Source organism: Tenacibaculum discolor (genome assembly GCF_003664185.1).
Lineage (GTDB): Bacteria > Bacteroidota > Bacteroidia > Flavobacteriales > Flavobacteriaceae > Polaribacter > Polaribacter discolor.
On sequence record NZ_RCCS01000004.1, the window covers coordinates 150,617 to 166,389 of the forward strand.

General features: G+C 30.8%; 6 protein-coding genes. All 6 read left to right on the forward strand.

Going from position 1 to position 15,773, the window contains the following annotated elements; genetic code table 11:
• Window positions 1-26 precede the first annotated feature (26 nt).
• The 6 genes from C8N27_RS01175 (at window position 27) to C8N27_RS01200 (ending at window position 15,772) form a co-directional block, all read left to right on the forward strand.
• Entirely contained in the window at window positions 27-2,918 is a 2,892-nt protein-coding gene (locus tag C8N27_RS01175) for a gliding motility-associated C-terminal domain-containing protein (protein WP_121145874.1), read from the forward strand.
• A 7-nt stretch (window positions 2,919-2,925) separates the two neighbouring features.
• Window positions 2,926-3,876, forward strand: a complete 951-nt coding sequence (locus C8N27_RS01180; RefSeq protein WP_121145876.1) for a PorP/SprF family type IX secretion system membrane protein — start codon at window positions 2,926-2,928, stop codon at window positions 3,874-3,876.
• Between the two features lie 8 nt (window positions 3,877-3,884).
• Complete coding sequence (locus C8N27_RS01185; protein ID WP_121145878.1) at window positions 3,885-5,945, forward strand: OmpA family protein; 2,061 nt, start codon at window positions 3,885-3,887, stop codon at window positions 5,943-5,945.
• Window positions 5,946-6,131: 186 nt separating this feature from the next.
• Window positions 6,132-12,245, forward strand: a complete 6,114-nt coding sequence (locus C8N27_RS01190; protein ID WP_121145880.1) for an alpha-2-macroglobulin family protein — start codon at window positions 6,132-6,134, stop codon at window positions 12,243-12,245.
• 40 nt (window positions 12,246-12,285) lie between these two features.
• Window positions 12,286-12,759 (forward strand): hypothetical protein, encoded by a 474-nt coding sequence (locus C8N27_RS01195; RefSeq protein WP_121145882.1) that lies wholly within the window; start codon window positions 12,286-12,288, stop codon window positions 12,757-12,759.
• 265 nt (window positions 12,760-13,024) lie between these two features.
• Window positions 13,025-15,772, forward strand: coding sequence for a TonB-dependent receptor (locus C8N27_RS01200; RefSeq protein ID WP_121145884.1), 2,748 nt, complete (start codon window positions 13,025-13,027; stop codon window positions 15,770-15,772).
• Window position 15,773 lies beyond the last annotated feature (1 nt).

Here is a 15,773-nt window from a genome sequence, read left to right on the forward strand (position 1 = left end):
TAATTATTGCTATCAATCATCTTACCATGCAAAAGATATTTATTCTGTATTTAGTAGGTTTCTGCCTTCTATTGATGTACCCCAACACTACTTTTTCTCAATGTGCGGGACAAGACAATACTATTACTTTGTGCGCAAAAGAATCAAATAATAGCTATCAAAGCTTTGATCTCTATAGCCAATTAAATGGTTCTCCTGAAACTGGCGGGACATGGTCTTCTAATAATCCTATTTTTAAAAACGCTCTTAATAGCAACACAGGTATTTTAAACCTATGGAAGATTAATCAATATGGTGAGCATAAATTTACTTATACTAATAATACCTGTGGTGAAAGTGCAGAAATAACTATTTTTTTAGGCGGGTATTCTGGTGAAGATAATATTAATGGAGGAGCCAATGCTTGTAGTGATGACGTAGATGTTGATTTATTTACTTTTTTAGACAATAATTCAGTTGACTTAAATGCTGACTTGAATGGAATATGGTCTGAAGATCCTTCAACACGCACAGGTTTTTTAAATGACAACTTATTTAATGCTAGTCTTGCTGGTGTGGGTACCTATACTTTTATATATACAGTTGAACAAGTAGACACATGTCCTTCAAGGTCTACTACTGTAATTTTAGAAGTACATAGAGCTCCTGAATCTGGTGAAGCTACTGACATTGTTATTTGTGATACAGACGATCTTACTCCTTACACCAATATAGATTTATTTGATCAAATAATTAATGAAGATCTTAACGGGATTTGGACTGATGATGATAATACAAACCAAATAACCTCTCCTTCCGATTCTACTATTGATATTCAAGATATCTACAATAATTTTGGTTCAGGAGAATATAGTTTTACATATACTGTACAACCTACTCATGGAGTTTGCTCTGCAGCTTCTACTACAGTTACAGTAAAACTACCTCAAATTTCAGGAAAGTTTGAAGTAAGTAATACATGTATCAGTAACACTATAAGCATTGGACTTATACATACTAACCCCAATGATGTAGATATGTCGTACGATTTAGGGTACGAAATTGTAAACACCAATACTAATCAAGTAGTTTATTCAGAAATAATTAATGATGTAAAAACATTAAAAATTAATAACACTACTAATAACCCTTCGTTTACATTACCTAAAAACTCATTACTCTCAGGGAATTATATTATTAGAACTTCTTCTATTTCTAACTTGAGTGGTTTAACTTGTAGTTCTTATACTGTTTCCGAAACTTCTTTCAGTATACTAGATGCTAAAATTAATATTGAAGACATATGCTATGACAACAATATTATAAACGCTACAATTTTTGACTTAATAGACAACACAGGTACTCCTTCTAATGAAACTTTTATAGTTGATTTATTATTAACTGACACCTTTACATCGGAAGCAATTACTGTTAAAAACCAACAAATTACATTTACTAATGGCGAAACTAATTTTTCAATTGATCTTTCTTCATTCTCTGAAAAAAACACTAATTATAACATTAAAATAACTTCTGCTTCTAATCAAAATTTTGGATGTATCAATCATAATTTCATAGTAAAAAGAGTTCCTGATAATATAAACCTTGACATTGCTATTGATAATATTTGTAATGCAGGAAATGTTTCTGTAATTATTGACGCCCCTATACTTCCTGACGGTCAGTACATGATAAACTACGAAATTACTAGACCAGGAAGCTCAGACGTTCTCACAAAAAACTCCATAACGTTTAATGGAGGAAAAGCAAACTACCAAGTAGACATATCTAATCTTGAAAAAGGAGTGTACAATGTTATTTTAAAAAGCTCTCAGAATGATACTAATGTTTGTAGAACAAAATTTGATTTTGAAGTTTCTAAAAATTTCTCAATAGATGGTATACCTTCTCCTCCGACACTAAATGATAAGCAAACCTTTTGTTTACCTAATTTTTCTCCAAACCTACCAACTATATCAGATATAAAAGTAGACAGCGGTGAAAATTTAACTTGGTATGCAGACATAAATTCTACTGATCCTTTACCTGTCTCAACTGTACTTGTTAATGGGGAAGATTATTTTGTTAGCGCAACAGGGTTAAACAATTGTGAGAGCTCTGAAAAATCTTCAGTCACCATAACACTACTCTCACCTCAAACAGTTACAGCTTTTAATACAAGTCCTATATTTTGTGATATTGATGATCCTTCAATTTCTAATTTAGACGCTCAAGCTGATACTGGTGAGCTTCTTTGGTATGATAGCCCTACAGGTGGAAACTTATTAGATAGTACTACTTTATTAACAAATGGCACTACCTATTATGCTACAGAAAGTATACAAGGATGTGAAAGTATTACAAGACAGGCATATACTGTTACAATAATTACTCCCCCAACACCTGTATTAACAGGGCTAACTGAATTATGTCAATTAGATGAATTAACTCTTCTTGATTTTGAAAGCTCTTCATTATCAACAGACCCAAATTTTGAAATACGTTGGTATGATTCTTCAGAAAATGGAGTAAAACTAAATAAATTAGATTTACTAGAAGCGAACATCACCTACTATATAGCTAATGTCGACCCTGACTCTGGTTGTGAAAGTAAACGACTACCTATAACTGTTTCTCTTAATAATTGTGATCCAGAAAAATACGACTTCTTTATTCCCGATGGTTTCTCGCCTAACGGAGACGGTGTTAACGATTATTATTTCATACCCTACATAGAGTATTTTTATCCTAATTATCAATTAGAGATTTTTAATAGATATGGACAATCTTTATTCAAAGGAAACAGCACAAACCCTAAATGGGACGGGACAAACTCTTCTTCAAGAAACGAAGTAACTAGTGGTGTATACTTCTATATTTTAAATTATAATAAAGATAACTTAAAACCTAAACAAGGTAGAATTTATTTAAGCAAATAAAAAATTCATGAAAAAAGTAATTTTAGCGTTTTTGTACTTTAGTTCTTTATCTATCGTCTTTTCACAACAAGACCCTCAGTACACACAATACATGTACAATCAGAGCATTGTAAACCCTGCATATGTTACTAATGAGTTAGGAGTTATAAATTTTGGTTTTATGCATAGAACGCAATGGTCTAACGCTATTGGTTCTCCTAAAACATATACCCTTTTTGCTCATACTCCAATTACAGAAAAATTTGAAATGGGATTGTCTTTTATTGGCGATAATATAGGGGATGGAGCTTTAAAAGAAAATAATGTTTATGCTGATTTCGCATATATTTTACAGTTTAACGAAGTACATAAACTCTCTTTAGGTTTAAAAGCAGGTTTTACTAGTTTTAAAACTAATTTTACAAATTTTCGTTTTCCTGATGATGATATTATTACTGGCGTCAACACTAACGATGTTGCTTTTGATAATCAAGATGAAATATTTCCTAATTTCGGAGTCGGCGCTTTCTATTTCACTGATAAATATTATGTTGGAGTATCTGTTCCTAACCTAATAAACTCTAAGCACATTGATAAGAATAGTTTAAGAAGCATTGGTGGAGAAGAAATTCATCTATTTGCAAATGCTGGATATGTTTTTACACTGAACGACCATTTTAAATTAAAACCTTCTTTCCTTTTAAAAGCTGTAAAAGGGTCTCCAGTAGCCCTAGACACTTCAATCAATGCCTTAATTAATGAACGATTTGAAGGAGGTTTATCATACAGAATTAATGATTCTTTTAGTGCTATGTTTAACATTAGAGCCACTAATTTTTTAAGAATTGGTTATGCTTATGATTATACTACAAGTAAACTTAGCAATTTCAATTCGGGAACACATGAAATATTTGTACTATTAGATTTTGACACTTTACAATTAAAAAAAGGGTACGACAAATCACCTAGATTCTTTTAAAAAATAATATGAAAAAATTAATTTCTATACTACTTATTCTGCTTCCTCTCTTAAGTAATGCTCAAATAAACAGAGATCTTAAAAGAGCCAATCAATACTTCAATAGAACATCTTACAGTAAAGCTATTCCTTTGTATGAAAAAGTTTTAAAAGAAAATAAAAATTTTAAAGCTGTTAAAAATTTAGCTGATTCGTATTATTTCACATATAATATGAGTAAAGCTTCTACACATTACAATTACCTCTTTAAAAACTACAATAAATTACTTAATGAAACTGATTTCATAAGGTATTCAGATATATTAAAAGCTAATGGTAAGCATAAACAAGCTTATAACATACTCCATTCTTTTTATCAAAAAAATGATTCTGTAAAATTAAAAAAACTAGAAAAAGATATAAAGTACCTAGACAATATTAAAGCTATTGGCCAACGTTTTTCCATAAAAAACCTCCCTATCAATACAAGTTCCTCTGAATTTGGAGCAATACAAAAAGAACAAAAGATTGTTTTTGCAGCTCCTAAAAAAGAGTCGACAAATTATAGACGCTTTGGTTGGACAGGAAATCATTATTTAGATTTATATGAAGTAGATAGTAACGATACACTTTCTAATGAAACAACTATACAACCATTTTCTTCATCTATAAACACTAAACTACACGAATCAAATATTATTTTCACTAAAGATGGAAAGACTGCTTATTTCAACAGAAATAACCTAGTTAAAGGAAAACAAAAAAAAGATAGTAAAAAGGTTACACACATACAGCTATACAAAGCCCAATTAATTAATGGAAAATGGACTAACATTACTTCATTGCCTTTTAACAATGATACTTATTCTACCGAACACCCAGCATTAAGTAAAGATGAAAAAACATTATATTTTTCTTCCGATATGCCTAACGGTTATGGTTCTTTTGATATTTATTCAGTAAAAATAAATAATAACGGAAGTTATGGAATACCTAAAAATTTAGGTCCAATAATAAATACCGACAAAAAAGAACAATTTCCATTTATTAGTAAGGACAATAAATTATATTTTTCTTCTAATGGTCACCCAAATTTTGGAGCTCTTGATGTTTTTGTTAGCTCAATTAAAGACAATGAATATGTAAAGCCTGACAATGTTGGGTTACCCGTAAATTCAGGATATGATGACTTTGCTTTTAATATTAATTCTGATACAAACAAAGGGTACTTTGCTTCTAACAGACCAGAAGGAAAAGGAAGTGATGATATTTATAAACTCATAGAGCAAAAACCTTTAATCATTGAAGACTGTTATCAATTTATCTCTGGAGTAATTACAGATATTGATACAGGTGAAGCTTTAAACAATGTAAATATTACACTTAGAAACAACGAAACTATTTCTTATGCAATAACAGATACCTTAGGGAAATTTACTTTTCGTACTAATTGTGAAACAACCTATAATATTAAAGCTACAAAAACTGGTTATAAGGGTAAACAAAGAACTCTTACTCTAAAAAATGAACGAAAAAAAGTTAATGATGCCTCAATGGCTTTAAAATCATTAATTCAAATAGAAAAAGAAGAGAAAGGAGCTTTGGCCTTACAAACCAAAAAAGAAAAAGAACTTAAAGCAAGTTTAGCCTTACAACTAAAATTAGATAAACAAAAAAAAGCTGATGATATCATTAAAAAAGAAAAAGATATTATAAAAACTAATGATCAAGTGATTATCAAAACTGAAGATATTAATTTTGATTATAAACTTTGGTACTTAAGAAGAGATACAAAAAAAGCTATTGATAAGGCTATAAACTTAATGAAGAAATACCCAGATATGGTCGTAGAAGTTGGAACTCATTCTGATATTAGAGGAAATAATAGATATAACCTTACCCTATCACAAAAAAGAGCAAACTCTGTAAGAATGTATTTTATGGAAAAAGGTATCGAGCCAGATAGAATATCTGCTATAGGCTATGGTGAAACTAGACCTATTAAAAAATGTAAAACAGAAGAATCTTGCTCAGAAGAAGAACATGAGTTAAATAGACGATGTGAATTTATTGTAAAAAAAATTAACTAACATTTATACAAAACGAGCCAATTGGCTCGTTTTTTGTTTTTATAACTCTCGCAATTGATAGATTTAGTACCTTTAACAAACTCACTATAAAGCTAGGTTTACTAACTAATAATAGTAGTTACCTAGTTTTAATATCAACAACTCAATATAAAGCACGTTCTTTATTGAGTATAAATAATTATAGTTATGAAAAAAACAACCTTTCTTTTACTAATGATTTTATTTTCAACTTTGATACAAGCTCAAGAAAACTACAACAACCTATGGGAAAAAGTTCACAAGTTTGAGTCAGACAACTTACCTAAATCTGCTTTAAAAATAGTAAACACTATTTACGATAAAGCTGAAAAAAGTAATAATGCTCCTCAGATTATAAAATCATTATTTTATAAAAGTAAGTACTCTTTAACTTTAGAAGAAAATGCTCAATTAAAAATTATTGATGAGTTTAAACAACAAATTAATAAAAGTGATTTTCCAACAAAAAATGTGCTAGAAAATGTATTAGCTAACTTATACTGGCAATATTTTAATCAGAACAGATGGAAGTTTTACAATCGTACTCAAACTCAACAAAAAGTTAATGAAAATGATTTTAGAACATGGGATTTAAATACGCTATTTGCAGAAATTCATTGCCATTATCAAAATTCTTTGGAAAATGAAACTCAATTACAAAAAACAGTTATTCATACTTTTAAAGATATTATTCAAACAGAAAAGGGTTCAAAAAAATACCGTCCTACCCTATTTGATTTCTTAGCGCATAATGCCTTAGAGTTTTATAAAACTACAGAAACCAACATTACAAAACCTACTTATCAATTTAAAATTGATGACATTTTATACCTTAGTGATGCTAATAAATTTTCTAAATTAAACCTTACCACGAAAGATGATTTATCATTACAATTTAATGCCTTGAAAATTTATCAAAAATTAATAAACTTTCATTTAAAAAATAACAACCTCGATGCCTTTGCTGATGTAGATATTCAACGATTACAATTTGTTAATCAACACGCAACTTTAAATAACAAACAAGAATTACTCTTACAAACGCTAAAAGCATCAGTTAGTAATTATAAAAACAATGAAATTTCTGGATTATATAGCTATGAAATAGCTAGAATTTATAATCAACAAGCTGGATCTTATAAAGCTGGAAAAAATGAAGAGTTTCGTTTTAAAAACAGAGAGGCACTTGCTATTTGTAAAAAGGTTATTGAACAATTCCCTAAAAGCTTAGCTGCTGAAAAATCTGAGTACTTACAACAACAAATCAAAACTACATCGCTAAGCATTCTTTCTGAAAAATTTGTCCCTATTCAATCTCACTCTAGATTACTAGTTACCTATAACAATATTGATAAACTGTACTTTTCTGCTTATAAAATTGACCAAAAACAATTAGAAGAGCTTCAAAAAATTTATAAAGTAGAAGAACGCTTTAGCTTTATAAAAAAACTTACAAAAGCTACTTCATGGAACAGTAATTTACGAAATGAAAAAGATAATTTATTACACACAACTGAAGTAGTAGTTCCCCAATTAACTCAAGGGAATTATTTAATTGTAGCGCACCAAAACACTACTTTTAATTCTAAAGATTTATATGCTACTGCTCATTTACAAGCAACCAATTTAGTTTTAGTAGAAAATAATAATGATGGTGTAAAAACGTTCCAAGTTGTTGATAGAAACAATGGAAAACCAATTAAAAATGCTGAGTTATTACTACAAAACAAACAGCGTAGATATGGAAAATCGATTCATAAAAAACTAACAACTGATAAAAACGGTTTTGCTTCTTTTAAAAGTGATGATAGTTATGGTAATGTGTATGTTACAATTACATATAAAAATGATACTGCTATTTTTGGTAACTACTACCTAAATAAATATCAAAAACATGTCTCTCCAACTGAAAATAATAGTTACACTAAGATAAGACCCTTCATTTTTACAGATAGAAGCATTTATCGACCAGGACAAACAGTATACTTTAAAACTATCTTTATTCAAGAAACGGAAGACAAATCAACACCTTTCACCAATGAGTTTGTACAAGTAACATTAAATAATGTTAACGGAGAAGTAGTAAAAAAACTGGATCTAAAGCTAAACGAATATGGATCGGCTTCAGGAGAAATTATACTACCTAGCACAGGGCTAACAGGCGAGTATTGGTTTTCAATTGATAAGAGTGAAAAACAAAAAAGTACCTTTTATGATACTATAGATTTTGATTTTGAACATGAAGACTATATTACTCGTATTTCAGTTGAGGAATATAAGCGTCCTAAGTTTGAAACTGAATTTAAACCTGTAACAAAAACCTATAAGTTACATGATAGCATTACCGTAAACGGATTTGCAAAAGCTTTTGCTGGCTCAAATATTACGGATGCTAAAGTTGTATATCGTGTCCATCGCAAAGTACAATACCCTATTTGGTGGTACTGGCGTAAACCTCAGTTTACTTCAGAAGCACAAGAAATTACACACGGTGAATTGATAACTGATTCGCAAGGTAACTTTTCTATTACATTTAAAGCTTTACCTGATGAAAGTGTAAACAAAGAAAATTTACCTGTTTTTGAATATGAAATCACTGCTGATGTAACCGATGTTAATGGAGAAACTCGCTCAGCAATCTCTATTGTAAAAGTTGGGTATCATGCACTACTTACTAATATACAAGTTCCTTCTACAATACATAAATCAGACAAGAAAGCAACCATTGGAATTTCAAGTAAAAACTTAAATGGAGAGTTTATTCCTGCGGAAGGAAGTATAAAAGTTTATAAACTTCAGGCTCCTGAAAATCCGTTACGTAAAAGACCTTGGAATGCTCCAGATTATCAAGACATTTCAGAAAGTGAGTTTAGAAACTTATTTCCTCATGATGCTTATACTTCGGAAGAACAAAATTCTCAAAATTGGAAAAAAGGGAAACTAGTATTTGAGCAAGCTTTCAACACACAAAACTCGAAAGAAGTTACGCTTACAAACTATAAAAAATGGATTTCAGGAAAGTATATTGTTATTCTAGACACCAAAGATAAGTTTGGACAAAAAGTTACCGACAAAGCTCGTTTTACTATAATTGATCACAAAGAAAAAAGTGTAGTAGACAATCAATTATTCACGTACAACACAAACAAAACAATATACAAACCAAATGATATAATAGTATTACAAATTGGTTCTGCCTCAAAAGATGTAACGGTTATAGTTCAAACAGAAAAAAACCACGCTATTATAGACACCAAACTTATTCGTTTAAATAACAAAATCAAAACAATTGAAATTCCTGTTACTAAACAAGATGTTGGTGGGTTTGTTATCAAATATTACTTTGTGAATTACAATAGTTTCGTAAGTGGAATGATTCCTATTTCTGTTCCAAATGAACAAGATAGCATTACTATAGAAACCAATACGTTTAGAGATAAATTACAACCTGGAACCCAAGAAACCTGGAGTTTTACCATTAAAAACGATAAAAACAACAAAGTCGCTGCAGAGGTATTAGCGAGTATGTATGATGCTTCTTTAGATGAATTTAAGCCTCATAATTGGGAGTTTTCACCTATCTCAACTTCAACATATTACTCACAAAGTGGTTACGCTAACGCTTATCAAAGTTTTGGTAATGAACGTTTCAGAGTTTTTAATAATAACTACCCTTCATCTTTTAAAACTCAACGATACGACCAATTAAATTGGTTTGGTTTTTACTTCGGAATGAATAGAAATATTCGTTTAAGAGGCTTAGCCATGAGTTCCAAAATGCAACCTTCACCTGAAAGAGAGATTGTTGAAGAAGAAACTCTTTTAGATACTCAAGAAAACTTACTAGATCAAGTAGTAGCTACTACTTTAGGTATAAAAAAGACAGAGGAAGAAAAAGTTTCTTTAGACGGAGTACAAATTCGTAAAAACCTACAAGAAACTGCCTTTTTCTATCCGCATTTACAAACTGATAAAGAAGGTAATATTACGTTTAGTTTTACCACTCCAGAAGCTTTAACACGCTGGAAACTGCAGTTACTAGCACATACAAAAGAATTACAGTCGATTACCAAGACATTAACTACTGTAACTCAAAAAGAGTTGATGGTAATCCCTAACGCTCCAAGATTTTTAAGAGAAGGAGATCAAATTACATTAAATACCAAAATAGCTAACATCTCTGATAAAAACTTACAAGGGACAGCGTTACTTATATTAACTGATGCTATTACAGGAAAAGAAATCAACTTGTTAGACAATTCTACGAAAAATCAATCTTTCAGTGTTGATTCTAACGGAAACACTAATGTAGCTTGGAACTTATCTATTCCTGACACCTATCAAGCAATTCAATATAAAGTAGTTGCAAAAGCTGGAGATTTTTCTGATGGTGAACAAAATGTGTTACCAGTATTATCAAACCGAATGTTGGTTACAGAAACGCTACCTATGTGGGTTCGTTCAAATCAAACCAAAACATTTACATTAGATAAGCTTAAAAATCAAACTTCGACTACGCTCAGTCACCATAAATTAACGTTAGAAGTTACCTCAAACCCTGCATGGTATGCTGTGCAAGCTTTACCGTATTTAATGGAATATCCATACGAATGTAGTGAACAAACCTTTGCACGTTATTATGCAAACACACTCGCTAGTCATATCGCAAATTCAAATCCAAGAATACAAGAGGTGTTCAATACTTGGAAATCTTCAGATGCTTTGTTGAGTAACTTAGAAAAGAATCAAGAATTAAAATCATTGATTATCCAAGAGACTCCTTGGTTACGTGATGCTCAATCTGAAACCGAACAAAAGAAGCGTATTGCTTTGTTATTTGATTTAAACAAAATGAAAAACGAGCAACAAAACGCCATTAATAAACTATTGCAAATGCAATTAAACAATGGAGGGTTCCCTTGGTTTAAAGGAAATGATAATCCAAATGTTTACATCACGAATCATATTGCTACCGGTTTTGGGCATTTACAAAAATTAGGTATTGATAATAAAGATGATTCTTTACAGAAAATGCTTATGGATGCTATCCACTTTTTAGATGCTGAAATTGAACATACGTACAAAAGATTATTAGAAAGCGCTGAACGTATTAAAGCTGAAAAAGGTCAAAAAAAATATACTGAGTACTTAAAGAAAAACCATCTAAACTATTTCATTATTCAGTATTTATACATGCGTTCTTTTTATACTAATATTGAAATTAACGATACGACAAAAACCGCTTTTGAATACTATAAAAGTCAAACAGCAACTTATTGGAAAGAGTTTAGTTTATACGGAAAAGGACAAATTGCCCTGCTACAGTTTAGAAATGGTAATACACAAATTTCTTCTAAAATTTTAAAATCTTTAAGAGAGAACAGTATTACTTCTGATGAATTAGGAATGTACTGGAAAGAAAACCAACCGAGTTGGTACTGGTACCAAGCCCCTATTGAAACACAATCGTTATTAATTGAAGCTTTTTCTGAAATTGAAAATAACACAGAAACGATTGATAACTTAAAAATATGGCTACTAAAAAATAAGCAAACCAACCGTTGGAAAACTACCAAAGCAACTACTGAAGCTGTATATGCATTATTATTACAAGGTAGTGATTGGATTTCAGTAACTGATATGTTAGATATTAAAATAGGAAACCAGACTATCAATCCAACAAAATTAGAAAACACAAAAGTTGAGGCGGGTACTGGTTATTTTAAAACCTCATGGAATGGTTCTGAAATTACTCCTAATATGAGTACTGTTAGTATTAGTAAAAAAGGAAAAGGTATCGCTTGGAGTGGATTGTATTGGCAGTATTTTGAGGACCTAGATAAAATTACTTCTGCTAAAACTCCTTTACAATTAAATAAAAAACTATTTAAAAAAGTTAATACTAATACTGGTAAGCAACTCCAAGAAGTTACAGAAAACACACAGTTAAATGTTGGAGATTTAATTACTGTTAGGATTGAACTTCGCTCTGATAGAGATATGGAATTTGTACACATGAAAGATATGAGAGCAAGCGGAGTTGAACCGATTAATGTATTATCACAATACAAGTGGCAAGATGGACTAGGCTATTATGAAAGCACAAAAGATGCTGCAACAAATTTCTTTTTTGAGCGTTTACCTAAAGGAATATATGTATTTGAATATGATGTTCGTGTAAATAATGCAGGAAATTTCAGCAATGGTATTACAACAATTCAAAGTATGTATGCCCCTGAGTTTACTAGTCATTCAAAAGGAGAAAGATTACTAATTAAATAAAATAACTATCTTAGCAACACATAACATTAAATTAAAAATTATGAAAAAAATCTTTTTATTTATCGGATTTTTAACCCTTTCGTTTTTTACAGCTAATGCCCAAGAAATCTCTGACAACGCTATTGGTCTTCGTTTAGGAGATAATGATGGTTTTGGAGCTGAAATCTCTTACCAACGTAGATTAAGCGATAACAATCGTTTAGAACTTGATTTAGGTTTAAGAAATGGTAGTGGCTATGATGGATTTAAAGCTACTGCTTTATACCAATGGGTATGGCAATTAGAAAACCGCTTTAACTGGTTCGCTGGTGCTGGTGGTGGTTTAGGTCACTGGAATGCAAAGAATGTAGATGTGTCAGAAACATACGTTTTTGTTTCTGGTGTAATTGGAATCGAATATAGTTTTGATATCCCTTTAATGATTTCTTTAGATTACAGACCTGACATAGGATTCGGTGATTACTATAAAGACTTTAACTCTGACTTCGGTTTAGGTATCCGTTACCAATTCTAAAAAGACAATAATAAAATTTATAAAAAACCTCCAAGTTAACTTGGAGGTTTTTCTTTTTATGCCCTTATAATTTAAACGTTAAATGTTTTTATAAAGTAATTTTTACTTTAATTCAAAAACACCAAAACATCATTAAAACCTTAACCAATTAACATATAATCAACTTTATAAATACATTTTAATAATTTTTTACTAACAAATTTGAAATCTGGTTGCTAGTTATCATAAATAATTTCGCCGTGGATAATTCACTAAAGATTTCAAAATGAAAAAAATAATTTTAATTACTTTATGCTTTGTTAGTATTTTAGGATACTCACAAAGTAAATCTGGATTAAAAGGAAGAGTTTTAGACGAAACAAATCAACCTTTACCTGGAGCTACGATTAGCATTCCTTCTTTACAAGTTGGATTTTCTACAGACTTTAATGGAAACTACGAACTTTTAAATCTACCAATAGGGAATTATGAAGTTCAAATATCCTTCCTAGGTTATCAAACTCTAACAGAAACTATTACACTTACAAACAGTATTCAATCTAATAATTTTTCTCTAACGCCTAAAATAGATAGATTGGATGAAGTTGTTATTAAAGGAAGTATTGGTAAAGGACAAGCCAAAGCCCTTAACCAACAAAAAAATAAAGAGAATATAACTAATATTATTTCTGCAGATCAAGTAGGAAAGTTTCCAGACGCAAATATTGGTGATGCCTTAAAGCGTGTTCCTGGTATTTCTATGCAAAATGATCAAGGAGAAGCTAGAGATATTGTTATTCGTGGATTAGCACCTCAATTAAACTCGGTAACTTTAAATGGTGACAGAATTCCTTCTGCTGAAGGAGATAACCGTAGAGTTCAAATGGATTTAATTCCTTCTGACATGATTCAAACTATTGAAGTTAACAAAGCAGTAACTCCAGATATGGAAGGAGACGCTATTGGTGGTTCCGTTAATTTAGTTACACGCTCTGCTCCTACTACTTTTAGAGCTTTCGTTGCTGGTTCTTACGGACAAAATCCTGTAAGAAATACGCCTAACTATAACGTTTCTGCTTTAGTTGCCAACAGAACTTTTAAAGACAAACTAGGATATGTTATCAATGCTTCTTATAACTCTAACGATTATGGTTCAGATAATGTTGAGTTTGAATGGGAAAAAGAAAATGGTAAAGTCTACATTGGTGAACACGATATTAGACGCTACGACGTAAAAAGAAATAGAATGAGCGTTTCTGCTAACTTAGACTGGACACCAGACAACAACAATACAATTTTCTTCAAGTCTATGTACAACCAACGAAACGATTATGAAAATCGTTACAGAGTGCGTTTTAGAAAAATAGATGAACCTGATGCTACTGGATTATCAAAAGCTGAAGTACGTCGTCAAACTAAAGGTGGTATCAACAACAATACAAACGACAACACGCGTTTAGAGCGTCAAAGTACTTACAATATATCTGTAGGTGGAGAACATATTATTTTTGGGAACATTAAGTTGAACTGGAAAACAGGAACCGCCAAAGCAAAAGAAGAGCGTCCAGACGAACGTTACATAAGTTTTGAGAATGATGATATTGAAGTTATGCAAGACTTTTCGCGAACAAACTTCCCTGTATTACGTCCAACAAATAACGATTTTAACAATCCTTCAACTTTTGATTACAAAGAAGTAACCCAACAACAAGGATTTACACAAGAACGTAAAATCAGTTCTAATTTTGATGTCTTGGCTCCTATCAATTCTACTGGAGCTTATAAAAACTCTTTAAAATTTGGATTTAAGCACAAATACAAAGAAAAAGTAAGAGACAATAGTTTTTATGAATATGATTTAGAAGATCAATTTCCAACCATGAATACCACTACTACTAAAGACTATACTATTAATGGTTATTTAGCAGGCGATGATTATAAATCAGGGCTATTTGTTTCAAAAGAATTTTTAGGAAGTTTAAATTTAACAGGAGGTGAACTTGTACTAGATGAATTTGTTCCTGAAAACTACAATGCTAACGAAAATATTTATGCCTTTTACGGAATGTTGCAACAAAACATCAATAATAACTTTTCTTTTATTGCAGGTGTAAGAGTTGAAAAAACAACAACTGACTACAATGGTTTTGCTATTGATGTTGAAACTGCTGAAGATTTAAGCGATGTAACTAAAACATCAGGAACTAGAAACTACACAAACTGGTTACCAAACTTACAAGCAAAATACAATATTGATAAAAACACCATTGTTAGAGCTGCTTGGACAAACACAATTGCTAGGCCTAATTATTACGATTTAGTACCTTATAGAAACATTAATAGTGATGATATTGAAGCTGAGTATGGAAACCCAAATTTAAACCCTACTGAAGCAATGAACTTTGATTTAATGTTTGAACACTACTTTAGCAATGTCGGAATTATATCAGCAGGAGTTTTTTACAAAGATTTAGATAAATTTATTTACAATTCAGTTACTGAAGAACCAATTACCATTGGGGGTGTTACAGAAACTTATGATGTTACAAGGCCTTTCAACGGAGGTACTGCCGAAATTTATGGTTTTGAAGTTGCTTTACAACGTAAATTAAACTTCTTACCAGGTTTCTTAAGAAACTTAACAGTGTATGGTAACTATACCTATACAGATTCTAAAACAGATGGTATTGCTGATAGAGAAGATGGATTGCCTTTGGCTGGTGCTGTTAAAAACATGTTTAACGGATCGTTGGCCTATGAAAGTTCTAAACTATCAATTAGAGCCTCTTTAAACTTTGCTGATGATTATATTTTTGAATACGGAGACGATGCTTTTACAGATGTGTTTTATGACGAACAATTGTTTGTAGACTTAAATGCTTCTTACCGTATTACTAAAAACTTACAAGTCTTTGCTGAAGCAAAAAACTTAACCAATCAAGAATTACGTTTTTACCAAGGTACAAAACACCAAACAATGCAAGCTGAGTTTTATAACTATAATTGGAATGCTGGTTTAAAATACAATTTTTAAG